The following is a 23800-nucleotide window of genomic DNA, read 5'->3' on the forward strand; positions in this document are numbered from 1 at the left end:
CCGACGACAACGAGGCCGCCCAAGCGCTCTCTCACGGCTCGGGGGCAGGGGCCCGGGGCCGGCCTTGGTCGTGATGACGGCCGGCGGCCCGGAGCTGCTGGACGAGGCGGAACTGGGGCGCTGGATGAGCCACGCGATGGTGGAGCTGCTGTTGAAGTTCGCCGACAGCGCGGTGAGGAGGGACGACAGGGTGGGGGCGCTCGCCCGGTTGGAGGCGCTGAGACGTGATGTACGAGGACCAGCAGCGGGCCAAGAAGACACGCGCCGCAGAGAAGGCCGCTGCCGGCCGACCCGGCGACAGCATGTGCCAGGGGCCACGAACCGGCGTCCTGAGCCGAAGCACGGTACGTGTCACCTGCGGCGTCGACCGGGCGAAGCACGACGGTTGCCACGGGAGCGGCACGCCGTTGCCAACAGCGGCGCGCAGAGCGCAACCGGTGTCACCGCCTCCGACGCTCCGTCAATCGCCTGAGCTGCCCCATAGCCCCGACGGATGGAGGCTGCGTCAGAACCCGTGCGCCGGACCGTGGCGGAAGTCCCGTCAACCAGTCACAGACCCGTGACGTCCCTGGCCTTTTTCAGCACGGAGCCGAGCGCGTCCACCGCGGCGTCGTGCCGCCTCACGCGAGCCGCCCGGTCGGCCGGCACCAGCCGCGCGGCGACCTGCACGGCATAGTCGTCCGCAACGCCGAAAGCGGTCCGCGGGTGCTCTCCCGTTTCCGCGCAGTGCGCCGTGACCTCCTTGACCGCCTGGAGCACCACTGCCCGGTCCACGCCCGGCTGCATGGCCAGCCGTACCTGGAAACGCGCCATCCACTTCTCGCGGTCCTTCTCCCCCGCCGCTTCCGTTGTCCCGTCCTTCTTCGCCACGTGCCCTCCCGGGTGATCGGCAGCCGTCCGTCATTGAACTGGACGCCGGGTCGTCGAAGTAGGTTGCACAAACGAGCAACCGATGAGTCTCGGATGACCACTGGAGTCACACCGGCTCCACCGACCCGGTCCACTGTCGCGGAACGCCACAGCTCACGGGTTCCGGCACGGCTTTCCAGCCCTGCGCACACCCTGTCCGGAAGAGCTGGTGACAGAGAGCCGGTCGTGGTGACGGATATCGCGCTTCGACTCAGCCGGGGGCCAAGCGCTTGCTACGAGCTGGTCTGCTAGAGGTCGATCTGGATGTGCTCCACGTCGGTGAACTCCACCCCGAGGCCGCGTGCGCGGCTGTTGTCGGCGCGGAAGTACATCTGGGCGAGACCGTCGGCCGCGATCTGCTGGAGCTGCCGCTCGTTCGCGCCCTGTTCCTGGGCGGTGAACAGCCGGTCGGCGAACTCGGGGGGCAGAGCCTGGGTGATGTCGCGGACACGCGCGTCATCGGTCGTGCCCGGGGCGGCGGTGAACCCGAAGCGGGCGCGGGTGGAGACGACGATCCCGTCGGTCGAGGCCGCCTTCTTCCGCGCTTTCGCCTTGATCTGCGGCTGCCACCGCTTCCTGACCTCGCCCTCCATCCGGCCGCGGAGGTCCCGGCGGGGCCGCTTCAGCTGACCCTTGACGTACCGTTCCACGGTGCGCTGGGAGATCCCGAGCGCCTGAGCGACGGCCTTGGTGCCCTTGAGCTGCTTGACCAGGTACCTCATCTGCGCCTGGGCGGACTGCGGGACGCGGCGGGTGAACGCCCCCTCCAGCGCGCGGTCCAGGCTCTCCCCGAGCGAGTCGACCATGACCTACTCCCCCTCTCCGGCGCTCGGGTCGGTCTTGATCAGGTTGGCGATGTTGAAGACCTCACCACGCTCCTCGAACTGCTCCTCCGCCCACAGGACGGTCCGGGTGCCCTGCCATTTGACCATCCCGGGCGAGACCCCGAGCCGGAACGTGCCCGGCACGGGCCTGCCCTCCGGCGTGTGCGGCAGGATGTCCAACGGGGACGGTCCGGGCGAGGGGTAGACGATCGCGTCGGTGCCGATCGACGTCGGGTACAGATCGGCCGCGGCCGCCGTCTTCATCAGCTTGCGGTGCAGGCCCACGCGCTGGTTGGCGAGGACTGCGGCGCGGATGTCGGGGCGCCACGTCTCCCGCTTCAGCGCCGGGTAGGGCTCGTAGTACGGCACCTGGCCCCGGCTGCGCTGCCGCAGCTTGCCGATGCCGCCCTTCGCCGTCGCCTTGATCGCGGTCTCCAGCAACGCCATCGCCGGGTCGACATCCTTGCGCCGCGCCATCGCCTCCAGGAACTCGCTCCCGCCGAGGTCGGTGGTGACGCCCATGTCGGCCATCGTGACGACGTAGGCGTCGCGCAGCCGCTTGTACCAGGAGTCCAGGTAGCGGCCGGCCCGCGTACGCACGTACGCCTCGACCGGCGCGACCTCGAAGCCCAGCTCCACCGCGTAGGCGACGGTCGGCGTGGCGTACCAGGCCGGTCCGGTGGGGCGGTCGCCCTTCGGCGTGAACGGCGACGGGAGCCGGTCGCCGTCGACCGTACGACCGTTGACCGGGACACGGGACAGGTCCACGTGGGAGAGGTCGACCAGCCATGAGCCGGGCAGCGTCGCGTCGAACGTTGGATTCCCGGTCAGGTGGGTCGGTCCGTTCAGCCCGACGGTGAGCCCGTTCGCCGCCGCGGCGAACGACATGTTGATGTCCACCGCGACCAGGTACGGGACCATGCACTCCTCGTCGGTCAGCGGCCGGCACCAGTCGTAGGGCTCCTCCAGCAGCATCTCCGCCGGAGTCCGCTGGTGATGGCGGGCGAACCTCCTCTTGAGGACCGGGTGTTCGTCGGGGACCTCGCACTCCACCATGTCGTAGACCTGGGTGAGCGCGTCGGCGTTGAGGGCCCGCTTGAACTCTCCGTCGGCCGGGTCCTTCTCCGCGCGGGTCGGCGGGCGCAGCGCGACCATCAGCTCCAGACCCGTCGTCGCGGTGGTGCCACGTGGCGTCATCACGCGCTGCGCGTAGAGGCCGAGGTATTGGGCGAGGTCGGCCGGGTGCATCGACGGCAGCTGCGGGGCGTCCTTCCTGTCCCACTCTCGCGCGTCCAGGGCGTTCCAGGGCAGGACGCACAGCTGGACGCAGCGGCGCCTCGCGCCTTCTGGGTCGCGGAAGAGGCGGGCCCACGGGCCGAAGCCGCGCTGGGTGAGCTGGAGGCCGGCCTTGGCGATCTGCTTGACCACCTTGTGGCTGTCGGGAAGCCGGCTCGCTCTGCGCTCCTCCTCCGACAGGACGGTGGGCAGGCCGTAGCGTTCCAGCGCGGACGCGGTGAGGACGAGGATCGGGTCGGCGTCGCGGCCGTTGCGGTGCAGCCGCCCCTGCCCCAGCCGCGCCTCGGCCAGTGTCCAGTCGACCAGCGCCGGGATCGACTTGGCGGGCACGTCCAGGACCAGGCCCCCGACGCAGTACGCCGACACCTGCCCGCCCTCGTCGACGTCGATGACCGCGAGCGGGCCGTTCTCGAACCTCGGGTCAGCGGCGGCTGCGGCGGCCGTGGTCTTCTTCGCCACCGCCTTCTTCGCACCCGGACGCTGCGACGTCGCGTTCGACGACCTGGTGGTGGTGCTGTTCGCCGCCGGACGGGAGGACGATACGACGACGGGCGCGGCAGGGGTCGGCTCCCGGGCGGGGGCAGGGGTCGGCTCCGGGACGGGGCCAGAGGTCGGCTCCGGGGCCGGGCTGGTGAACGTCTCCGGGACGACTTGCGCCGGGGCAGCGACAGGTACGTCGGCGTCGGGGGCGGGGAAGCGGGCGGCGAGGCCCTCCAGGAGCCGGGCGTAGGCGGCGCGTTTCGGCGGCCTCGGCTCGGTCCGCCCGCTCTCCCAGTTCCCGACAGCCTCGCGGCGCGCGTCGAGCGCCGCGGCGATCTGCGCCTGACTCAGCCCCGCCACCTCGCGCAGACGCTTCCGCTCCGCAGGAGCCGGAAGATCATCCTGCGCGACCTGCTCCAGCAGCGCATCGACCGCGCTGAACAACTCGTTCTCAGTAGACACAGAGGGCACCTCCCTTCCCCACAGTACTTCAATCGCGCATTGATTCGCTCAACACACCGCTCATCAATCGCATGTCTTGAGGTAGGCGGAACACGTACGCCCGCGGTCGTAGGCTGGCCGGGCACCAGATCCCGAGGTTCCATCCGCGACCTCGGCGACACTCAGTCGAACCCGGTGGCGCCGGAGGTCGACCTCGGCGACCTTCACCCTGATCAGCTCGCCCTCGTCGACGAGCTCGTCGGGGGTGTCGACCGACTCGTCGGCCAACTCCGAGAGATGAAGGAACCCCAGAACGTCGGGAGCGAGCTGCACGAACACGCCAAAAGGAACGATCTTCGCGATGGACCCGGTGAGGACCCGGCCGACCTGATCCACAAACCGAGTGAGCGGATCATCCTGGAGAGCCTTCGGCGAGAGCGTGACCTGTCCGGTCCGAGTCTCGGCAATGATCACCTCAGCGGTGATCCGCCGACCCGCTTCGACCGCCTCGGAAGGGTGGTTGATCCAGCCCCACGTCAGGTCCGGTACCCGGATGAAGCCGGTGCAGAGGCCGTCCGGTTCGCCATCAACGTGAACGAAGACCCCGAAGTTGTGAACGGCGGCGACCGTCCCGGCCACGACCTGCCCTCGTTCGAAGGCGAGGAGGAAAGACCGCAGAGCCGGAATCTCGCAGGCCCTGGCGGAGAGGTGAAGCTGACCTTCGCGCCAACGGCCGATCTCTTCGGCGTTGATCTCCTGACCGACCTCAAACAGCTCGGACGGATGTTCCATCCGACGCATCGACGCCTCCTGTCGAGGAATCCGAGCGATCTCGGCTTTCTCGCCGTCGTTGTCGGCGTCTACGAGCCGCACCAAGACGTCGGATCCGTCAAACCCGGTGACCCTCACCGCTCTCACGGCACCCGGCCGGAGCTGGTTGATCAAGGACTGCATACGCGGGTCAGGGGCTGGATCGGACACGGTGGTGAGCCTAGTCTGCCTCGGCGGCGCTGGTTCGAACTCCCTCGACCAGGCCCCAACCAGCTTGTCACGGCGTCGGCATGAGAAAGCCCCCGGCGTGCCCGCAGGAGCAGCGCCGGAGGCGGGCCCGCTCGGCGGGCGGGGCGTACGGGAGGCGGTAACGGCGGGTCACGCCACCTCCGCGCCGGGGAGGCGACTTTGTCGGTGGCGCCGATGCCCTCGCCTCGGTCGAGCCGCTCGAAGAGGACGACGTCCACGATGGCCGTCCTTCCTCCCCCCGTACGCGGTACGCGCGCCCACACCACCGGGGCGGCCGTTCACGGCCTGTGTCCGTCTGCTGAGGCGTTGCCGTCGCCCCGGGCCAGCAGTCGCCCCGGCGTTCGGTGGACCGGTCCGTCCTGCCGACGGAATCCGATCACGGGGCCGAACGGGCGGACTGTCGGGCGGATGTCGTGCCGGGTGAGGGGCCTCCGCCGTGGGGAGTCAGCCGGGCTGGATGTCACGAGGGGTGGGTGCGCCGATCCGGCCGGGTTCCGGAATGAACCAGACGTATTGGCCGCCGGAGGCGCCGGTGAAGCCTGCGTCCTCGGGCTCGGGTGTCCCGGGGGTGTCGACGGTCGAGGCACGCCGCGAGGTGGCGGGGACGCCGTACACGGGGTGGGCCCCGATGGACGCCTGGAGGAGGCCCGAGTCGTGGATGCCGTCGGATTCGGTCAACGGGTTGGACGGCTGGGCGCGGTAGAGGCTGTGGGGCCCGCTGTTGACGATGTCACCGGCCGGGCTGACGAGGTGCCACGATGTCTCCACGACGGCGAGCGGCGTCACGGAGGTGGCGATGTCGAGTTCGCCGGCGGGAGTGCGGAAGACCGCGACCTTACGGTCGCGCACGGCCTCGGGGGCCTCTCCGAACGCCAGGTCGGTCACGCTGAGAGCCCAGCCTTCGAGTCGGGTGACCAGGCCGGGGCCTCCGTCGTAGACGAAGATCAGATCTCCGGGCTCCGGGAGCTTGATGCTGTCGTCGCGGCCGGAGCCGCGCGTGACGCGTTTACGCATTGCCGCCTCCCATAAGAGGCTTGCAACTTACAGGCTGGCGACCGCCGTTGAAAGCGGCCCAGCACCCGGACCACGTGCAGTTCGTTGCCGACGACCCGCACGGCGCCGGAGCGGCGGTCCGGGGCGACCACCGGTCCTGGATGGCCCGGGCAGAAGCGTACGTACGGGCGCGCCGCGGCGACATCCTGATCAGGGGCGTCCCAGGCAGCACGGAGGTCCGGCAGCACGGAGGTCCGGCAGCCGCGGCACGATGCGGCGGACGCGGTGCGGGTGTCCGGGGCCGAACCATGCGCGTACCGCCGTGATGCGGCATGCGTACGGCTCGCGGTCGAGCGGGGGCTCCGCATCGATCAGGGCCCGCGGGTCGTACAGGATGTGAAGGCGGCTGATTCTGCCGCGTGGTACGAACCCCATGGACTCGGGCGACGCGAGGAAGGAAAAGAAGATCGGCGTCATCATCGAATCCGGCGAACGATCAGGACGCCGAAGGTGGGTGATCGAGCGCACGATGTCCTGGCTGACCGGCTACCGAAGACTCAACCACCGCTACGAACGCCACCCCCGCGGCTACCTGGCCTTCCTCGGACTCGCCGCAGCCATCTGCTGCTACAAACGACTCGTCCGCCTCACCACATAGGACACGGTCTTCATCACTTGCCTGGTACGACCTCACCGGTGAAGATCAGCGGGTGCTTACAGATGTACCGGACGGGCGCGCGGGAATCACCGCCGCGCTCGTGAAGCGGTTGATCAGCGCCCAGTTCCCTCAGTGGAGCGGTCTGCCTGTGGTGCCGGTGGCGGTGGACGGCTGGGACAACCGCACCTACCGCCTTGGTGACGGCATGACGGTTCGCCTGCCCACCGCAGCCGGCTACGCCCCTGCGGTCGACAAGGAATGCGACTGGCTGCCTCGTCTGGCCCCCGCGCTGCCGGTGGCTGTCCCCACTGTCCTGGCCAAGGGAGCGCCCGGTGTGGGATATCCCTACCCCTGGTCCGTGCGCGGCTGGCTGCCCGGCGAGACGGCTGTTCCTGAACGCATCGACGACATGACCCAGTTCGCCACTGGCATCGCCGAGTTCATCCTCGCCCTTCAGCGCTGTGACCCCGAGGGTGGACCTCTCGCCGGGGCGCACAGCGGGTATCGTGGCGCGTCACCCACGCACTACGACGACGAGACGCGTCGCTGCATCACGGCCCTGAGCGGCCGGATCGACACCATGAGGGCCACCGAGACCTGGCAAGCGGCACTCGATTCCCAGTGGCGTGGAACGCCGGTGTGGTTCCACGGCGACATCGGCGGCAACAACCTCCTTGTCACCGATGGCAAGCTGTCGGCCGTCATCGACTTCGGCACCTCGGGCATCGGCGACCCCGCCTGCGATCTCGTCATCGCCTGGACAATGCTCCGCAAGGAGAGCCGCGAGGCATTCCGGCACACGCTCGGCCAGGATGACGGCACCTGGGCCAGGGCCAGGGGCTGGGCGCTGTGGAAGTCCCTGCTGACGCTGACCCAGTGCTCCGATCCGAAGGACGAGCGAGCCGCCCTTCATCTCCGTGTGATCGACGCGGTACTGGCCGACCACGAACGGTTCGCGTAACCCGGAGCGACATCGGAGCACTCCCCCACCGCCCAAGGACACCAGTCAGGTCACTTCGGTCTCCTGAGACTCACCGGCATCTGGAGAGCGACGAACACCGGACAGTGCTGTGCCGTACCGGGGACGGTGTACGCCTGCAGTCGCGGGCAGACGGCGATGTCACGGAGGTCTGAATGGACCTGGCCGTGGCCGCGATCCGTCAGTCGGCCGGAGTGGTCCTGGACGGCGTTATGTGACCTGTGAAGGTGTCTCAGACCCACGGTGTCCCAAGCGGTGCACCTCCGTAGACGACGAGACGCACTCGACGCCGATGGTTCGGAGAGCCGGGGAAGGAAGTAGGGCCGCGTGGCCGTCGGCGCGGCACGGATAGCCTTCGCGAATGAAGCGTAGTCAGCGAGCGGCCGGCGCGGTCGTCGGCTCAGCGGTGGGCGACGCCCTGGGCGCACCCTTCGAGTTTGGCCCCCCGGGAGCGTTCTCCGCGCGGTTTCCCGCGGCTGGAGCCGGTGGCGAGATGTGCGGAGGCGGCGGCTGGGACCCCGGCGAGGCCACTGACGACACGCAGATGGCCGTCCTGGTCGGGGAGTCCCTGCTGGAGCGGAGCGGACTGGATCTGCCGGACATCTTCGCCCGCTTCCAGCGGTGGGCGGCATCAGACCCCAAGGACATCGGCTTGCAGACCGAAGACGTCCTGACCAACGGCATGCCCTGGGACCTCGCCGCTGCGCATCATTTCCAGGTCAACCAACGAGCAGCGGGCAACGGCTCTTTGATGCGGGCATCTACCTCCGCGGTTCACTTCGCACCCGCCGGCCGGGAAGCGACCATGGACGCGGCGCACCGTATCGCCGCCCTCACCCACGGAGACCGCGCGGCCTGGGAAGGCACCGCGATCTTCCACGAACTCATCCGCCTCATGTTCGAGGACACCGACCCGCTCGCCGCGCTCCCGGACATCCTGGCCCTTGTCCACCCCGACCACCGCAGCCGCTACGCCACCGTCCTCGCGCCCGACTGGCACCCCGATCAGGCGACCGAGTTCAACGGTGCCGTCTGGCCCTGTCTGGGCTCCGCCGTCTGGGCCCTGCGCACCACCGCCGGCTTCGAAGACGCGATACGCGCGGCGATCGACCTCGGCGGCGACACGGACACCGTCGCCGCGGTGACCGGAGGCCTCGCGGGGGCGTACTACGGGCTGGATGCCATCCCCGCACGCTGGACCCGAACCCTCCACGTTCCCCTCCCAGGATTCGAGGGACGGGTGCTGCACCTGGCAGATCTGTTCCGCCTTGCGCACCGCCTCGGATGCTGAACGGGTGCTGCTCCGTACTCTCCACGAACCCGGGCGCTCAGCCGCAGTCACCTGGCCAGTGACTCCGCTTTGAGCACGACTCGATCAGCTTCGACATCGAACCCGAGCACCGGATGACCATGTGCACCTCCGGATGCATCACCACCGGCTTAGCCGACCGCCGCCTGCTTTCCCACTGGAAGCCGCAGAGAACATCAGGTCGCTCCTTCCCCTGCAACTCGCGCAGATCAACGTCGAAATCGATCTCCTCGTCTGAGTAGAAGCGGAAGATCGCCAGCACATCAGCTCTCTGCCGGACACGCAGGCTCGGGCGCTCGGTAGCCGCTGGTGGAGACAGCACAACGTCCGCCCGGGGCAGGGCAAGCACCCTCTCTCCTTCGAAGTTCCCGGTCAGCCGCCAGGGACACGCCTCACTCGACCAGGGCCGGCTCCCTGCACCGCATAATCGAAGCCCATCTCGACTTCACCCCCGCCTGGATCAAACCCGTCATGCTCGCCCTGTTCTGCACAGCCGGGGAACAGGATCAAGGTCTACGTCGGGGGCGCGGGCGGCGACGGAGCGAGCGCCGGCGGAGGCGAGGCCCACAGGTCGTCTTGATCCTCGGGATCGGGCTGGTCAGGGTGGAGCATCGTTCGGACGCAGCGTTGCAGTCCGCTCTCGTGGGATCCCCCGGCGTTGGCCATCCAGGGCAAGTCGTCCATGGTGTGGGCGTGTTCGTCGGTGGCGAGGTCGTCGACGGCGGTGCGCATGTCGTCGGGGACGGGCTCGTCGGTGAGGCAGAGCCAGCCGATCGCAGCGGCCAGCCGGACCTCGGGCGCTTGTGTCCGGTCCCGCCACAGCTCCCGCATCCACGCGATGGCCGGCGCGTGGGGGTGGGCGCGGGTGGCTTCGGCGGTGGCGAGGACCAGGGCGGCGCTGACCACCGGGTGCTGCTCGGCGCCGAGCCGGGCGCGGAAGGAGGAACGGACCGTACGGTCGGGGTCTGAGGCAGTGGCCAGTGTGTAGGCGGCGTAGATACGTATCGACGGGTCGGGGTCGCCGAGAAGTGGGTGCAGGAGGGCGGTGTCGGCGGTGATCGCGGCCCGGGCAGCGGCGACCGACCAGCCAGCAGGGTAGCCGGTCACCTCGACGCCGTAGTCGTCGTATTCGTCATGCAGATCGCCGTCCTGGAGGTCCGCCCGGTGGAGCAGCAGTTCGTCGCGGGAGGCAATGCCCAAATGGCGGGCACGGGCTGGGCAGGAGGCCATGGCAAGAGCGTTGGCACGACATGGGTGGCCGGTGTCGGCGGCGATGCGGATCAGGAACGGTACAGCGAGAACGGCGGCGGCCCGCATGTCGTTGGCACACATGCCGCCCACAACGCCCGTTCCGCCGCAGCGGGAGCCCTCGCTGTACAGCAGGTGAACGGCATCCCTGACGTCTCCCCCTGCGGGAAGCGCTCCCAGGGGACTTGACCGAGCAGGAATCCGCTCTTGGTCTCGGGCCGCATGGCGGCCATCACCGCCCGCACGTCGAACGGCCCGCCCGCGAACGAGGCCAGTTCCGCCCCGTCCACCAACGCCCGGCACATCGCGAACGTCGGATCGGTCTGCCAATCGCCCACGTCACACCACCCCACAAACGAGTCGAACCGGAGCCGATCATGCCACTCCCAGGTCCGCCTGTTCGAAGCGGAACGTTAAAGGACAAGCTCAGGCCCGCACGCACTGATGGACGGTCATGCTGCCGTGCGCGTCGAAGTGCCGGATACGCAGCCCGGCCTTCTCGTTGTAGTCCACCTCCAGCCGCTCGCTGGAAGCGGTGCCCGAAGCGCCGGGCGGCTGCCAGGGCAGGCCCACGGACACGGAGTCGCCGATCGTCGCGGGTACGTTGTCGGCGGCGGTGTCGTGCAGTTCATCCTCGCCCGGATGCTTGGGCACCCGCATCTCCAGCCGCGTGCCCTGGAGCGACCATGTGCCCTTCGAGGGCTCCCCGCCGCCGGAGTCCATGCTCCACGTCCCGCCGTCGACGGTCACGGAGGACGAGTACGACTCGCCGCTCGCGCCCGGCATCGTCGAGGTGACCTTCCAGGTACCGCGCACGAAGGCCGCGAACGCCCTGCCCGTCACCCCGGAGGGCCCCGGCGAGCTGCCGCCGCCCCCGGTTCCGCCCCCCGTTCCGTCCCCGCTCCTGTCCTCGCTACCGTCGCTCTGTGCCTTGTCGTTCCCCTTGCACGCCGCGAGCAGCGAGGCCCCGACGCCGACGGCGAGATAGCGCAAAGTGGTACGTCGGCCCACCAGCCGAGAGGCCGCTCGCACCGCGTCCATACTCATGAATTCCCCGTTCATGCACAGTTGATGACTAACCGGCAGCCTATAGGGATTGATCGATCCCGACCGCGTGAAGGACAAGGTTCTGCCGTCGCAAAAGCGGACCATAACAGGCCACATGGCGGCAATTACCAAAAGTCACCAGACAGAGAGACCAGCATCGTTGACCTTCACAAACAGGTACTGATTTTGTCGTTCAACGTCTGGTTTCGGTGGAGGGGCAGCCAGCAAAGCGCCTTCAGATCCAGTTGCCCCAGCCGAACGTGGCGATGTAGGCCCGCCGGACGACGTCCCAGCCACGGCCGTTGCCGATGTGAATCACCGCCAGTGCAAGAAGGAACCAGGCCGTGAAGGCGCCAGCAACGATCACGGTCCATCGGGGGCCGGAGAAACTGACGACCACGACCAAGGCGATGACGGTCACGCCGAGGCCCATGTGGGCGGCGGGGAGATCCGAGCGCAGTGCCTCGCGCACAGTACGGCGTTCTTCCCGCATATCCCGGGTGTACTGAGAAGCTGAGCCTTCGCCGTTCTTCTGCTCAGTGTTGTGTTCCATGAGTGGCCCCCCGTACATCCGGCTGCGTCTGCAACCCGATCAGCCTATTCATGACCGCTCCTACGGCCATCATCGACCGTCTGCGTGGGCTTTGTCCCCTTCTTGTGGTGTGCGGGTCAAGACGGGACTCGCCGGTGGCCAGGACACGCCCGACGTCGTAGCGGATGGCGGGCTGCCGGCTCTTCGATCCGAGCGGTCGGCCGGGGCCAGGGCGGTTGAGTCCGGTGCACTGGCTGGCATGCCCGTCTTCGCGCGCAGATTGTTGACGTCGCCCGTGGCGGCGCCGGTGCCCGACCACCACAGCCAGACGGGCTTGTTCACCCCGCCCCTGGACAGTTTCTCAACCGCCGGCCGGGTTGCGGTGCCCTCGATGATCGGAAGCGGGCCACCGTGGTCGATCCATGCGGCCGGGCGAGTCAGTCGGGATGGAGCCGGGCTCATGCCTGCGCGGTCGCCGTCCCGTAACTGTTGGTGTTGCTAACGGTCACCGCGGTGAGCGATCCGAGCATGTGTCGGCAGCCGGCTACGGCCACGGCGAGGCGTCCACGGCCAGCCCCAGGCGCCCGTCGCCCACCCGGGGCAGCGGCGCGCCCGCCAGTACACGACGGAGCTGAGGGACGTCGCTACGGCCCGCTTGATCCTGGAGCGCAAGGCCCCACGCCCTCGTCGGCCTTCCGGCGCGAGCGCCGGGCCCACAAGAGTGCGAACCGGTTTGTCGGTGCACAGCACCGCGTCACACAGGTCGAACAAGGCGTCCGCTCGCGACGTCTGGCACACGTACAGCTCCGTCCGGAACTCTGACATCTTTGCCAACGCGTCTCGTTGGAGGCTGTGCTCGACCAGTCCCGCGGTCACGGCCCCGTACCGCATCGACCCTGAGCGCAGGATCGGTGCCCGGCCTCTCACACGTCCGGTGAACTGGGGACCCCGACAAGTTCGAGCCCAGTTCGCCGCCGGTGGATAAGCGGCAAGGTAGGTGCGTATCTCACGTCTGCTCAGGCTGCGGGCATCACAGGATGCCCGGAAAGCAGGAGGCGCCGCTGCCCGTGCGTCTCGTACCATCGGCCCGCACCGACCTGTCGAGTACACCAAGGACTTTGTGAATCACCCCGATCTCTACGCCAAGGCCCCCTCGATCGCAGCCGGCATGGCCGCCGCCGATCACGGCCCGGACATCCAGCTGTTCCAGACTCGCCACCGCGCCGCGCTCGTAGCGAGCTGGCAGATCTCACCTGGCTCATCGGTCCTCGAACTAGGCTGCGGCCAGGGCGACATGACGGCTGTCCTCGCAGAGGCGGTTGGGCCCGAAGGGAGCGTGGTGGCCGTTGACGTGGCCGAACCCTCCTATGGGGCGCCGGTCACGCTCGGAGAATCGGCAGCCCGGCTCGCGGCGGGCCCTCTCGGGCCGCGCATCGACTTCCGCTTCGGCACCGACGTCCTCGACCCATCAGTCGACTTCCCCGAAAGCACCTTCGACCATGTGGTGCTCGCACATTGCTCCTGGTACTTCGCTTCGCTCGGACAACTGCGAGACACACTGGCCCGGGTGCGGCCGTGGGCTCGAAGACTATGGTTCACCGAGTGGGACTTGACGCCTGCATCCGGCGACCAGATGGCGCACCTCCTCGCTGTGCTGATCCAGGGCCAGGTCGAGGCCGCAGGTTCGCATGGCCAGGGCAACGTTCGCACGCTTTTCTCGCGTGAGGGGCTGCTGCGGCTCCTGCCCGAGGCGGGCTGGACGGCCGACGGCAGCAAGTCGGTCGATACCGAAGAGCTTCAGGACGGCGACTGGGAAGTCGCTGCTTGCCTCGACCTGGCCGGACAGGAGGAACGTCTGGCCGCGCTGCCCGAGCCGGTGCGACAGCTCGTCCTGAACCAGGCCGACGTTCTCCGGGCCATCGCCAAGCCGCGCGGCAACCGCGCGCTCGCCGCGTATTCAGTGACCGCGCGCTGACATACGACCCCAGCGGCCGGCCGGCCCAAGCCCAGTGAAAGCGGCTGTCTGAGCACCGTTCACCACCGAGACGAGGCCGCCGCGGGCCAGGCCTCGCCGACCCGCATGCTGGACGGCCGTGTGAGGCGCACGCTGGAGACGTGAAGCTCCCCGTCGACATCGCGCTCGCCCAGGCCGTCCCCGCTCTGCCGACGGAGGACGGCCAGTCGTTCGAGCCGATGTTCTACGACCATTGAACTGTGTTGGTGAGAGCAAACGACCACGATCGGCGAAGCGGGCGGCATGGCCGGCCGGCGCTGGCCAGGGTAGCGGCGCAGCCGTTCGCCGGCCCGCCGACCCGCATCCCGCGACATCGGTGACGAGCAGACCCGACCGGCTCACACGCATCTCGCGCACCATGTCCATGCCCTCCCGTCGTGGAGTCGTCCTGTGGAGTGCCGCGGTGGATCTGTTCGGGGGCGCTGGTCCCGGCGCTGCGGAGATTCGTACCGCCCCCTGTCGGCAGGCGTGGCACGCCTGGCGGGCAGGAGAGCCGGCGATGCGGCGCCTCGTCGGGTGCGCGAGGCGGTCGCGAGGTGGTCGCGAGGTGGTGCTGACGTGCTGTCAGCCCGGCAGTTCTCCGAAACCGCCGCTACGAGCCGCCTCGTGGACGAGGCGGCGCAGCCATTCATTGGCGGGGTCGCCGGTGACGGTGCTGTGCCAGATCGAGCTGACGGTGTACGTGGGCATCGGCAGGGGCGGTGGGGACGTCGTCAGGCTCAAGGTGCCGGCGTAGACGGTGGCCGCGTGGGTGGGGAGGGTGGCCAGGGCGGGCAAGGTGGCGAGTTGGAGGGCGGCTCCGGCGAAGTGGGTGGTGGAGGCGATTACTCGGCGGTCGAGTCCGCGGGCTTCGAGGAGGTCGTCGACGATGCCGCGGCGGCCGTCGTAGGAGATCAGCAGGTGCGGGTGGGCCAGGTACTCCTCCAGCGCGAGCGGGGTTCCAAGAGGCAGGAGGCGGGGGTTGAACAGGGTGGTGTAGCCGGAGGCGAACAGTTCCTGCCCGCGGTGATCGGCTCCGTACGCGGGGGCGGCGGCCACACCGAGGTCCACCTCCGCGCGGTCGATCATGCCGGCGACGGTGTTACGGCTGGACTGCCGTACGGCGAGCCGGATGCCCGGCAGTGCGGCCGTCGCAGCGAGCAGGCGGGGCAGCAACGCCGCTTCCAGATCGTCGGACATGCCCAGGGTGAAGGTGTGCCGGGCGGTGGCCGGGTCGAAGCGGTCCCGGTCGGTCACAGCGCCGTGGATCAGGCCGAGGGCGGGCTCGATACGGCGGGCCAGCTCGACGGCACGGGGCGTGGGCTCGACGCCGGTGCGGGTACGGGTGAACAACTCGTCGCCGAAGAGCCCGCGCAGCCGGCCGAGGGCGGCGCTGGCCGCGCCCTGGCTGAGATGGAGGGCAGCAGCGGCGCGGGTGACGCTGCGCTCGCGCATCAGTGCGGCGAAGACGACCAGCAGGTTGAGGTCGGCCTTCCGGAATTCGGTTTCATAGATGTCGATCATCGCAAGGATCAGTTTGCCGGATGAGCAACGGGTTCCTACCGTCGACACATGACCTCCACCGCTGCACGGCCTCTTCGTTCCGTGACCGTCGCCGTCGTCCAGGCGGCCGCCCCGCTCTTCGACACCCGGGCCGCTGTGGCCCGGGCCGAGGAACTCATCCGTGAGGCCGCCGCCCGCCGCGGTGCCGAGGTCGTCGTACTCCCCGAAGCGTTCCTCGGCGGCTACCCCAAGGGCCTGGACTTCGGCGTCACGGTCGGCAGCCGCACCCCGGCCGGCCGCGACCTGTTCCGCCGCTACCACGACGCGGCCGTCGAGATCCCCGGACCGGAGACCGACGCCTTGGCCGCCGTCACCCGCGAACTGGGCTGCCACGCCGTCGTCGGCGCCGTCGAGCGCCGGGGCGGCACGCTGTACTGCGTCGCGCTCTTCTTCGGCCCCGACGGCTACCTGGGCCTGCACCGAAAGCTGATGCCCACAGCCGCCGAGCGCTGCCTGTGGGGCCAGGGAGACGGTTCCACCCTGCCCGTCATCGACACCGGCACCGCCCGGATCGGCGCGGCCATCTGCTGGGAGAACTACATGCCGCTCTTCCGCACCGCGATGTACGCCAAGGGGGTCGACCTGTGGTGTGCGCCGACCGTCGACGACCGCGACGCCTGGCAGGCCACCATGCGGCACATCGCTCTGGAAGGCCGCTGCTTCGTCCTCAGCGCCAACCAGTACCTGCGCCGCGACGCCCTGCCCGCCGATCTCCACCCCGTCCAGGGAAACGAACCCGACACGGTCCTCATCGGCGGCGGCTCGGTCATCGTCTCCCCGCTCGGCGAGGTCCTGGCCGGCCCGCTGCGTGACGGCGAGGGCATCCTGACCGCCGTACTCGACCTCGACGACCTCGCCCGCGCCCGCTTCGACCTCGACGCCACCGGCCACTACGCCCGCCCCGACATCTTCACCCTCCATGTCGACCAATCTCCCCGCACCACCGTCACCACCTTCACCAGCGGCCGGTCGATCCCGGAACAACTGTGAAGAGCGCCGCTCCGCTCGTGGCCACGGTGGCGGATCTGTTCCGGCCACGGATCTGTTCCGGGCCCTCGCCCGCAACGCGGCCCGGCCGGCCGACGCCGGGCTGCCCAGCCCGGTGATCGCAGGCGCGGCGACGGCATTCTCACCGGTCCTCGTCCTCGGCAGCCTTCGTCGACGGCGGTCCTGCCGTCAGCGGCCTTCGTCGGCGTCACGCAGCCCTGCGTCCGCGTGGCGACGTGGCGGCGTGGCCGCGTGAAATCCCTTTGGCAGGAGGGCCATTCGCCACGAAGGGGCTATGCCGGACGGCACTGGTGAGGGCCGGTACGGCGATGGCGTCCTGGATCCGTTTTGCGCGCGGTCGCGTTGGGCGATGGAGGCACGGGCGATCCCATGCGGAAGATCCTGGCGGCGCTCGCCGTACCGGCTGTCGTAGGAGTGACCACGGGTGCGTACGGACCCCGTGGGCGACGCCGACCGCGGTGGCCGCCTCGCCGGCACCACCACGGTGGACCGCGTGCCCCACCGACACCGAGACCGACCTCCGGTGCTCGACGGTGAGGTTCCGCTGGACCACCGCCACCCCGGAAAGCACACGACCGAGATCTCGATCTCCCGCCTGGCGAGCAAGAATCCGCAGAAGCGCCGGAGCAGAACGCAGTGATCGCCATCCGGCCGTACCCCCCACAGCCCGGCCGAGGCAGCTCGGGGCCCAGGGTTCGAGACCCCGTTCCCTGACTTCGCGGAGTTCGCCGCGGCCGGCCCGGCCGGCTACGGCCTGGGCAGCTCACCGGTGGCAGTCTCGACGCGTCCTTCCCCGCGGAGAACCCGCAGGGCCGGGGAGCCGGGGGCCGGAGGGGACATGAGTGCGCAGAAGGACCAGTGGTTTCTGGGCCGTTGAGTATGCCGTGGCGAGATCAACGGCTGTCCCGGGGGCAACCTTGTGGCCCCGAGCATGGTCATACCGGCGTGACCTCCCCCCTGATCCTGCGAGGCCGTGGCACCACGGCCCACTTCGAAGACCGGTCCGTCCTGCTGGAGCAGAACGGCATCCACCGGCGCATTCCTGTACGGGCCATTCGGGAGGTACGGGCGTCCGGGGCCGGCGGCGACACTGCCGAGATCGAACTGACCAGTGCTGGACGCGATCCCGTCGTCTTCGTGGTGACCCGCTCTTCCCCCGCCGCCGTGTCGGCCTTCGTCTCCGCGGTGACCTCCGTCCTGCCCGAGCACCGTTCCCCGCGCGACGGTATGGAGCTGGTGAGCGAGGAGACGCCTACGGCCCCGGAGTGGCGGGTGTTCCTGGCACGGCACTCCGCAGCGGTCACGGTGGCCGTGTTCGCGATCGGCCTCTGGGCCGCCCTCGTGGTGTACGTCGCGGCAGCCGGAGAGCCCGGCCAGTGGCTCATGCCGATCCCCGGGGCGCTGCTCCTGCTCGCAGCGGGCCGCTATCTGCAACTGGCCGGCGGCATCGTGCGTGAGCACTGGTCCACCCGCCGCCACGGCATCGCGGTGGCCGCGACCTCCGCGGGGCGCAACAGCGCGAACAAGGAGATCTGGGAGTTCACCGATGCGGAGGGCCGGGCGCGCACCTACGTCGGCAGCGGGAAGATCATCGGCCGCGAGCCGCGCAGGATCGAGGTGCGCTACGACCCACGCGACCCCGACGAGCTGTACGCCCCTCAGCCGGTGCTCGCGTACGTGGTGATCGGGGTCGCCGTGGCGCCCATGCTGGCAGGGCTCCTCACCGCGGGGCTGTGGCTCACACTCTGGCAGTTCATCGACGTACTGCTCATGGACTGACCGAGACGGGTCACACCACAAGGACATACTCACCACCGGCAGTACGCCGATGCTCTACCCCACGGCAATCATCATGAGGATGAAACACCACACGGACCGCGGAGCCCGAGACCGATGATCCCGGCGGCGGGCCGTTGGGTACCGGAGCACCCATGACGGTGTTCGAGCATGAGCCCGCGCACATCTGGACATGGCACCGGGATGGCGATGCAACCGGAGGTCGCCTACCTGCTCCGGCAGACCATGTCCGTGGCCCGGTCTTCCGGGCGTTCGAGGGCTCAGTGAGGGTGGGGGGCCCACTACCGTCCCGGGGACACGCTGGATGCCGGCGGCGATACCGGCGTCCGCTGTGAAGATCAGCTGGAGGAGCACCGCGCTCGCGGCCACCGGCCGTTGCGATCCCGCCAGCGGGCATTGACGGTTGTGCCGCCCACGCCTACGTTGCCCTCACCCCTACGCCGGACGTGTGCCGGTCATGACGGATCCCAGGGACATGGGAGGCAGGGCGATGAAGGCAGTGCTCCAGGAGCGGTTCGGGCCGCCGGACATCCTGCGGCTGCGGGAGGTCGACCGGCCCCGGGCCGGGGCCGGTCAGGTGCTGGTACGTGTGCACGCCGCCGCGCTCAACCCCTACGACTGGCACATGATGCGCGGCGACCCTTACGCGGCGCGGCTGCTGGGCGGCATGGGAGTGAGCCGTCCGAAGCACCGTGTGGCGGGCATCGACGCGGCCGGAGTGGTGGAGGCTGTCGGCGCCGGCGTGGGAGGACTCCGGCCCGGCACCCCGGTGATGGGCTTCTGCCCGGGGGCGTTCGCCGAATACGCGTGCACTTTCCGGAAGTTGATGGTGCCCAAGCCGGAGCGCCTGTCCTTCGAAGAGGCGGCGGCCGTGCCGATGGGAGCGGTGACCGCCCTGCGCGGCATCCAGAGGGTGGGCGGGGTCCGGGCCGGGCAACGGGTGCTGGTCAACGGGGCTGGCGGAGGCGTGGGCACCTTCGCCGTACAGATCGCGGCCGCCCTGGACGCAGAGGTCACCGGGGTGTGCAGCGCCGGCGGCACCGAGATGGTGCGCTCACTGGGCGCGGCGCACGTCATCGACTACGCCCGCGAGGACTTCGCCCAAGGACACATCCGCTACGACGTGATCCTGGACAACGTGGGCAACCTGCCGCTCGGGAGATTACGCCGGGCGCTCACCCCGACCGGAATCCTGGTGGCCAACGGCGGCGGCTCACCTGGCCGGGTGTTCGGGGCAATCGGCTCCACGCTGGCACTGGCCGCCGTCAACACCATCACCCGGCAGAGCCTGCGCCCGATCATCCCGGCGACCCCGGGCGGTCCGGCCCAAGACGATCTGCTCACCGTGATCGCGCTCATCGAGGCCGGTCAAGTCACCCCCGTAATCGGCCGGACCTACCCGCTGGCCGACACGGCCGAGGCCATACGCCATCTGGAGGAGGGCCACTCCCGCGGCAAGACCGTCATCACGGTGCGCTGATGTACGGCCCGCTGACCCAGCTCCCCCCCTCCCAGGAGATGAGCCGATCCGCCCCGTCGTTCACCGACACCAGCCCCCTAACCGGGACCACTTCGCCCGCCGCGCTCAGTGCCCCCGACGGACTGCTGCCGTGCCGCTCTCCGCTTGCCGGCGGCTCGGTCCGGCCGCGTATGTCAGCGGTGGGGCGATTGTCTGGGCATCCGCTCCTTCGCCGACCCACGGTGCGATGAACAACGCGGCGGTCGCTTCCAGGAGTCCCGCACGTTCGAGACCGCCGCCGGCCACGGGTTCACAGCCCAGGTCGCCCACCAACTCGTGTGCACCCGCGAGAGCCACCTCGTCGTCCCCACACACGGGTACGGCGAGGGGCCGCCCGTCGAGGACCGGCGGCCGCATGCGCCACACCCCCTCGTGGCAGAGATTGAACGCGTTGACCACATGGGCTACCGGCACCGGAGATTGACCGCGAGCCTCGGTTGACCGGCAGATCCTCGTCGTCCTGCGTCGTACACCCCTCACACGCGCCAGACGGGACCTCGCGTCGCGGCCCGTACCGCCTGCGGCCATCGGTCGGTGCAGGTGGCCAAACCATGACCGCGGAGGCGCTGCCGAGGAGAGCGACGCCACGCCTGTCGCGCAATGCGGGCCGACAAGGGCGAGGACAGCCGCGCCAGCCCCGATACGGGCGGCGGGCGGCGGGGATCCTGCGGAGCATCCCCGTCCGGGTGCTGCCCACTCCGCTCCGCCTCCACCTGCCCCTCCCCCTGCCCCTGCCCGGCTTCCGTGACACCGGGAGTGCCCGGAGTCCCTAGCCCGCGCGCTTCAGGCGAAGGGCCGAGACGAGGAAAAAGACCCCGCCGAGGAAGGCATAGCCGGCCAGGCTGGTCAGAGTGGCGTCGCCCGTGCCTGCCTGCGCGAAGAACGAGGTACCGGCGACGACGGAGATGGAACCGCTGGCGATCATCGCCCACTGACCGCCCAGTCGGCGGCGGGCGGCGCCGACGACGAGTTGGACGAGTCCCGCGGTGACGGCCCAGGCTCCCCAGACGCGCAGGACGGCCGGGATGCCGGAGGTGGCGGCGACAGCGAGTCCGACGCCGGTAAGGGCGCTGAGCGCGATGTTCACGTACAGGCCACGGACCGGGCCGTCGTCCGCCCGGGCCGACCGGATGTCGACGACCGCGCACGCCACGTCGAACAGGGGGTAGAGCACCAGCAGCACCGCACTCGCCGGACCGAGGCTCCCGGCGGTGACGAACAGCAGAGCGGCCCACACGGTGGCGAACGCGAAGCGCAGGAGGTACAGCCTGCGCAGTGCCGCAGAGGTGCCGGTGGAAGTGGCGGTGGAAGTGGCCCCGACAAGGGTGTCCATGGAAGTGCCTTTCGAAGAGCGCGAAGAGAGATGAACCAGCTCGGGCATCGGGTGCTCGCGTCTGCCTCCTCGACCGTGCGGGTGCCCCGTACCGACCCGGCGCGGTGCCGCGGAGTCCGCCGCGGTGATCGGAGCCGTACCCGGGCACGGCTCACACGACGAGGAGCCGTACGAGCACCCCGACCAACGAAGAGGTAGAACGTTCTGTCTCGCTAAGAGAAGAGCACTGATGCCCCTGCTGTCAAGACCGAACGTTCTCCCCCGTCGGATTGATAGGCTGGCCACCATGAGTCGGAGCACAGAGGGCGCCAGCACGTCCGCCGCGCGAGCGCGGCTGCTCGCCACGGCGACCCGGATCTTCTACGCGGAGGGCATCCACGCCGTCGGCATCGATCGGATCATCGCGGAGGCCCAGGTCACCCGGGCCACCATGTACCGCCACTTCTCGGGCAAGGAAGACCTTGTCCTCGCCTATCTCGGCCAGGCCGACCAGGGCATCCGCGGCCAAGTCGCGGATGCCCGGGCGAGCGGCGGCCCCGCGGCCGACCGGATCCGGGCCGTCGGCCGCTCCATCGTCGAGGGAATCCGGTCCCCGGGATTCCGCGGCTGCGCCTTCCTCAACGCGGTGGCCGAATACCCCGATCCCGCCCACCCGGTCCACCGCGCCGTACTGGCCCACCGGCAGTGGTTCCTGGACACCGTCACAGAGCTGCTGGCACAGGCCGGCGCGGCGCCCGCCGACACGGAAGGCCGACACCTCGTCATGCTCCGGGACGGCGCCATGTCCGCCGGCTGCCTCCACGACCCGGCTCTCGTCTCGGAGACCTTTCTCCACGGCGTCGAAGGAATCCTGCGAGCGCACACAACCGCCCCTCCCGCCACACCCGCAGGACAGTGAACCGAGGGCCGGCCGGCCTGCGCACCGCATGGCGTGCGAGTTGCTCGGGAGTGACCCATGTGGTGGCGAGCCGATGCAGGTGGCCTGTGGTGACCTCCTCCTCGAACGCAAAGTGGGTGGCGTGCAGATGTACTTCCAGCGGCGCGGTGACACGCGGTCGGGCTGACCGAGGCGTCGGTTCATGCGCCAGGCCGGGGGTGTCCTCCCAAGGCAGCGCTGCCGAGGGCAGGATCGTGCAGGCCGGAGTCATACTGCCGGCGCCGCCGCGCCCCAAGCCGGATACGCCGACGCCGGGACTGAGCGTCCCCCCGCGGCATCGATCCGCTACCAGGCGTCCTGCGGGCGCAGGCATCCACCGCCTTGATGCAGCGCTTCCTCGACGGCGTCCGTCAGTTCCTCTCGCCGGTGGCGCGATCCCGCGAAGTCCCGGCGGCTCGCGCGGGGTTCACTCCCCCACGGAGACATAGCGCTGAACGGTACCGCTGTCCCCCTCGTCCTGCTCTGCGTCGCCATGGTCGACGTCCACCTCGACGCCCGCGGGTTCGAGCGTCTCGCGTATCCGGTGCCGGAAGCGTTCGCTCAGGAAGTTGTGGTGCAGGTCGAGCTTCTTGAGGTGGGTGAGTGGCTGGCCGGAGAGAAGGGCGGTGGCGCCGTCGTCGCTCAGGGTGCCCATCGACAGGTCCAGGACCTCCAGTCGGGCAACCACCGGGGCGGAGGCCATGGCGGCGGCGATCTCATCCTGGCGCTCGCTGTTACGCAGGGCCAGGTGCCGCAGACGGGGGAACCGGGCGCCGGACAGGAACGGCTCCAGGTCCGCGACCTCACAGTCGGCTCCGTACTCCGAGATGCCCAGCCACAGGTCGAGGTGCTCCAGCGCTGGCAGTTCACTCGCCCCCACACCGCGGACGACGTCCGCCGGCAGGCCGCCGCTTTGCACGGTCAGGCTGCGCAGCACGTCGTGGCGCAGGGCGGGAAACTCCAGGCGCAGCGCTTCTCCCATAAGGTTGCCCTCTCCCGCGCGTACGCCGAACTCCTCCAGCGCGGGAAAACCGGCCAACAGCGGTGTGACATCGGTCTGGCTGATCCGGGAGATCTCGCACTCCTCAGCCACGATGTCCCCGAGGAACAGCGACCGCAGGGCGGGCAGCCGGTCACGCGCGGCCAGCAGTGCTGTGATTGCGTCGGAGGGATCCATGTCATCGGGATCGCCCCAGTTACCGACGATCAGGGCACGGACCCGTGTGGTGTCGACCTCGGTGCAGAAACGGTCGAAGACCTCGTCCCAGCACTCTTCCTCGGGCAGGGGCTCTCCTTCGGAGAACCGCCAGGCCACGGCATCGGGTTGGCCGGTGATCCGCCAGGCCACAGCATCGGGCGCGGGCAGCGCCGCCGACGAACCCTGCGCGGGAAACGTCAGGGCGGGGAGACCGTACAACTCCTCCAAACGGTCGTAGAAACCCATCCGGGCTGCTCCTGTCCTACGGTGCGACGAGGGGAAAAACTGCCAGGCCCCACTCTGGCATGAGGGTCCGTCAGTGTGCTGGCAGAACCTTCGCTCAGGCGTTCTCCCCGCGCTCACCGCGCCCCGGCGCCGTCGCGACTCCCCGGCACGCCCAATTCGGCAGATCAACCGACGTACTGGCCCTCTTGCCGGGCGACGGCGTGGGCCCTATGCGGCAGTCGGCCGTGAGTTGCGCTCGGTGTCGTAACGGCGTCAATTCGGCTGGCCGACCGTGTGCCATGTGTCGTTCCCTGTGGTGATCGTCGTTGCCGGGGTAGCCGGGTGGCTGATCACCCACCTGGCAGTGGGGCCTGTACGGCGGCACAAGACGTTGTCGACGGCCGCCAGAGCGACGTCGACCGCGGCCGGGCTCCGCGCCCCCCCCCGCCCCCCCCCCTCAACCCACCGCGTGTGGGGGGGACACCACTAACCCCGGATAAAAACAGGAGGAG

At 69.7% G+C, this 23800-nt stretch carries 21 protein-coding genes and 2 pseudogenes; 9 read left to right on the forward strand and 14 right to left on the reverse strand.

Annotated features, from left to right (window positions below):
* Positions 1-549 precede the first annotated feature (549 nt).
* From ACFXPK_RS09715 to ACFXPK_RS09735, 5 genes are all read right to left on the reverse strand, one after another.
* On the reverse strand, positions 550-870 hold the full coding sequence (locus ACFXPK_RS09715) for a hypothetical protein (protein WP_385073504.1): 321 nt from the start codon (positions 868-870) through the stop codon (positions 550-552).
* Positions 871-1157: 287 nt separating this feature from the next.
* On the reverse strand, positions 1158-1715 hold the full coding sequence (gene tpg / locus ACFXPK_RS09720) for a telomere-protecting terminal protein Tpg (RefSeq protein ID WP_384994453.1): 558 nt from the start codon (positions 1713-1715) through the stop codon (positions 1158-1160).
* 3 nt (positions 1716-1718) lie between these two features.
* Positions 1719-3971: a telomere-associated protein Tap gene (gene tap / locus ACFXPK_RS09725; protein WP_385073508.1), complete on the reverse strand. Its 2253-nt coding sequence runs from the start codon at positions 3969-3971 to the stop codon at positions 1719-1721.
* Between the two features lie 63 nt (positions 3972-4034).
* Positions 4035-4931, reverse strand: coding sequence for a S1 RNA-binding domain-containing protein (locus tag ACFXPK_RS09730; RefSeq protein WP_385073511.1), 897 nt, complete (start codon positions 4929-4931; stop codon positions 4035-4037).
* A 483-nt stretch (positions 4932-5414) separates the two neighbouring features.
* Positions 5415-5984, reverse strand: a complete 570-nt coding sequence (locus tag ACFXPK_RS09735) for a hypothetical protein (RefSeq protein ID WP_385073514.1) — start codon at positions 5982-5984, stop codon at positions 5415-5417.
* Positions 5985-6399: 415 nt separating this feature from the next.
* Between ACFXPK_RS09735 and ACFXPK_RS09740 the strand changes: the two are divergent.
* From ACFXPK_RS09740 to ACFXPK_RS09750, 3 genes and pseudogenes are all read left to right on the forward strand, one after another.
* A pseudogene (locus ACFXPK_RS09740) lies at positions 6400-6621 on the forward strand (transposase); the annotation flags it as partial.
* 52 nt (positions 6622-6673) lie between these two features.
* Positions 6674-7582 carry an aminoglycoside phosphotransferase family protein gene (locus ACFXPK_RS09745; protein WP_385073517.1) on the forward strand — a complete coding sequence of 303 codons (909 nt, stop codon included), beginning with the start codon at positions 6674-6676 and terminating at the stop codon, positions 7580-7582.
* A 379-nt stretch (positions 7583-7961) separates the two neighbouring features.
* Positions 7962-8891 carry an ADP-ribosylglycohydrolase family protein gene (locus ACFXPK_RS09750; RefSeq protein WP_385073520.1) on the forward strand — a complete coding sequence of 310 codons (930 nt, stop codon included), beginning with the start codon at positions 7962-7964 and terminating at the stop codon, positions 8889-8891.
* Between the two features lie 47 nt (positions 8892-8938).
* Here ACFXPK_RS09750 and ACFXPK_RS09755 read toward each other — a convergent pair.
* From ACFXPK_RS09755 to ACFXPK_RS09775, 5 genes and pseudogenes are all read right to left on the reverse strand, one after another.
* Positions 8939-9270: pseudogene (locus tag ACFXPK_RS09755) on the reverse strand (hypothetical protein); the annotation flags it as partial.
* Between the two features lie 152 nt (positions 9271-9422).
* Positions 9423-10139 carry a hypothetical protein gene (locus ACFXPK_RS09760; RefSeq protein ID WP_385073523.1) on the reverse strand — a complete coding sequence of 239 codons (717 nt, stop codon included), beginning with the start codon at positions 10137-10139 and terminating at the stop codon, positions 9423-9425.
* Between the two features lie 50 nt (positions 10140-10189).
* Positions 10190-10495: a hypothetical protein gene (locus ACFXPK_RS09765; protein WP_385073526.1), complete on the reverse strand. Its 306-nt coding sequence runs from the start codon at positions 10493-10495 to the stop codon at positions 10190-10192.
* A gap of 88 nt (positions 10496-10583) precedes the next feature.
* Positions 10584-11189, reverse strand: coding sequence for a hypothetical protein (locus ACFXPK_RS09770; RefSeq protein WP_385073529.1), 606 nt, complete (start codon positions 11187-11189; stop codon positions 10584-10586).
* A 250-nt stretch (positions 11190-11439) separates the two neighbouring features.
* Entirely contained in the window at positions 11440-11757 is a 318-nt protein-coding gene (locus ACFXPK_RS09775) for a hypothetical protein (RefSeq protein ID WP_385073531.1), read from the reverse strand.
* A 1099-nt stretch (positions 11758-12856) separates the two neighbouring features.
* Here ACFXPK_RS09775 and ACFXPK_RS09780 point away from each other — a divergent pair.
* A complete protein-coding gene (locus ACFXPK_RS09780) occupies positions 12857-13711 on the forward strand; it encodes a methyltransferase domain-containing protein (RefSeq protein WP_385073534.1) in 855 nt (284 codons plus the stop codon).
* A 603-nt stretch (positions 13712-14314) separates the two neighbouring features.
* On the opposite strand, the gene ACFXPK_RS09785 is transcribed toward ACFXPK_RS09780, so the two are convergent.
* On the reverse strand, positions 14315-15253 hold the full coding sequence (locus ACFXPK_RS09785) for a LysR substrate-binding domain-containing protein (RefSeq protein WP_385073536.1): 939 nt from the start codon (positions 15251-15253) through the stop codon (positions 14315-14317).
* Between the two features lie 48 nt (positions 15254-15301).
* Between ACFXPK_RS09785 and ACFXPK_RS09790 the strand changes: the two genes are divergently transcribed.
* From ACFXPK_RS09790 to ACFXPK_RS09805, 4 genes are all read left to right on the forward strand, one after another.
* Positions 15302-16282, forward strand: a complete 981-nt coding sequence (locus tag ACFXPK_RS09790; RefSeq protein WP_385073539.1) for a nitrilase-related carbon-nitrogen hydrolase — start codon at positions 15302-15304, stop codon at positions 16280-16282.
* Between the two features lie 442 nt (positions 16283-16724).
* Positions 16725-16940: a hypothetical protein gene (locus ACFXPK_RS09795; protein ID WP_385073542.1), complete on the forward strand. Its 216-nt coding sequence runs from the start codon at positions 16725-16727 to the stop codon at positions 16938-16940.
* Between the two features lie 305 nt (positions 16941-17245).
* Complete coding sequence (locus ACFXPK_RS09800; RefSeq protein ID WP_385073544.1) at positions 17246-18079, forward strand: hypothetical protein; 834 nt, start codon at positions 17246-17248, stop codon at positions 18077-18079.
* A 508-nt stretch (positions 18080-18587) separates the two neighbouring features.
* A complete protein-coding gene (locus tag ACFXPK_RS09805; RefSeq protein WP_385073547.1) occupies positions 18588-19577 on the forward strand; it encodes an NAD(P)-dependent alcohol dehydrogenase in 990 nt (329 codons plus the stop codon).
* 105 nt (positions 19578-19682) lie between these two features.
* Here ACFXPK_RS09805 and ACFXPK_RS09810 read toward each other — a convergent pair whose 3' ends face one another.
* Together ACFXPK_RS09810 and ACFXPK_RS09815 are read right to left on the reverse strand one after the other, a co-directional pair.
* Entirely contained in the window at positions 19683-20204 is a 522-nt protein-coding gene (locus tag ACFXPK_RS09810) for a hypothetical protein (protein ID WP_385073550.1), read from the reverse strand.
* Positions 20205-20385: 181 nt separating this feature from the next.
* The gene (locus ACFXPK_RS09815) at positions 20386-20949 is read right to left on the reverse strand and encodes a hypothetical protein (RefSeq protein ID WP_385073553.1); all 564 of its coding nucleotides are present in this window, start codon (positions 20947-20949) and stop codon (positions 20386-20388) included.
* A gap of 286 nt (positions 20950-21235) precedes the next feature.
* Here ACFXPK_RS09815 and ACFXPK_RS09820 point away from each other — a divergent pair, with 286 nt between their 5' ends.
* Positions 21236-21847 (forward strand): TetR/AcrR family transcriptional regulator, encoded by a 612-nt coding sequence (locus tag ACFXPK_RS09820; protein ID WP_385073556.1) that lies wholly within the window; start codon positions 21236-21238, stop codon positions 21845-21847.
* Between the two features lie 445 nt (positions 21848-22292).
* Here the strand turns inward: ACFXPK_RS09820 and ACFXPK_RS09825 are convergent, their stop codons facing one another.
* Entirely contained in the window at positions 22293-23309 is a 1017-nt protein-coding gene (locus tag ACFXPK_RS09825; protein WP_385073559.1) for an STM4015 family protein, read from the reverse strand.
* Positions 23310-23800: the final 491 nt, after the last annotated feature.

The sequence above is a fragment of the Streptomyces sp. NPDC059142 genome (assembly GCF_042755665.1).
Classification (GTDB): Bacteria; Actinomycetota; Actinomycetes; order Streptomycetales; family Streptomycetaceae; genus Streptomyces.

What these genes read in the sequence shown, in the direction of transcription:
- tpg (WP_384994453.1), bottom strand. Translation starts at nt 1,715, where the DNA reads ATGGTCGACTCGCTCGGGGAGAGCCTGGACCGCGCGCTGGAGGGGGCG.
- ACFXPK_RS09735 (WP_385073514.1), bottom strand. Translation starts at nt 5,984, where the DNA reads ATGCGTAAACGCGTCACGCGCGGCTCCGGCCGCGACGACAGCATCAAG.
- ACFXPK_RS09750 (WP_385073520.1), top strand. Translation starts at nt 7,962, where the DNA reads ATGAAGCGTAGTCAGCGAGCGGCCGGCGCGGTCGTCGGCTCAGCGGTG.
- ACFXPK_RS09760 (WP_385073523.1), bottom strand. Translation starts at nt 10,139, where the DNA reads ATGGCCTCCTGCCCAGCCCGTGCCCGCCATTTGGGCATTGCCTCCCGC.
- ACFXPK_RS09775 (WP_385073531.1), bottom strand. Translation starts at nt 11,757, where the DNA reads ATGGAACACAACACTGAGCAGAAGAACGGCGAAGGCTCAGCTTCTCAG.
- ACFXPK_RS09785 (WP_385073536.1), bottom strand. Translation starts at nt 15,253, where the DNA reads ATGATCGACATCTATGAAACCGAATTCCGGAAGGCCGACCTCAACCTG.
- ACFXPK_RS09790 (WP_385073539.1), top strand. Translation starts at nt 15,302, where the DNA reads ATGACCTCCACCGCTGCACGGCCTCTTCGTTCCGTGACCGTCGCCGTC.
- ACFXPK_RS09805 (WP_385073547.1), top strand. Translation starts at nt 18,588, where the DNA reads ATGAAGGCAGTGCTCCAGGAGCGGTTCGGGCCGCCGGACATCCTGCGG.
- ACFXPK_RS09815 (WP_385073553.1), bottom strand. Translation starts at nt 20,949, where the DNA reads ATGGACACCCTTGTCGGGGCCACTTCCACCGCCACTTCCACCGGCACC.
- ACFXPK_RS09820 (WP_385073556.1), top strand. Translation starts at nt 21,236, where the DNA reads ATGAGTCGGAGCACAGAGGGCGCCAGCACGTCCGCCGCGCGAGCGCGG.
- ACFXPK_RS09825 (WP_385073559.1), bottom strand. Translation starts at nt 23,309, where the DNA reads ATGGGTTTCTACGACCGTTTGGAGGAGTTGTACGGTCTCCCCGCCCTG.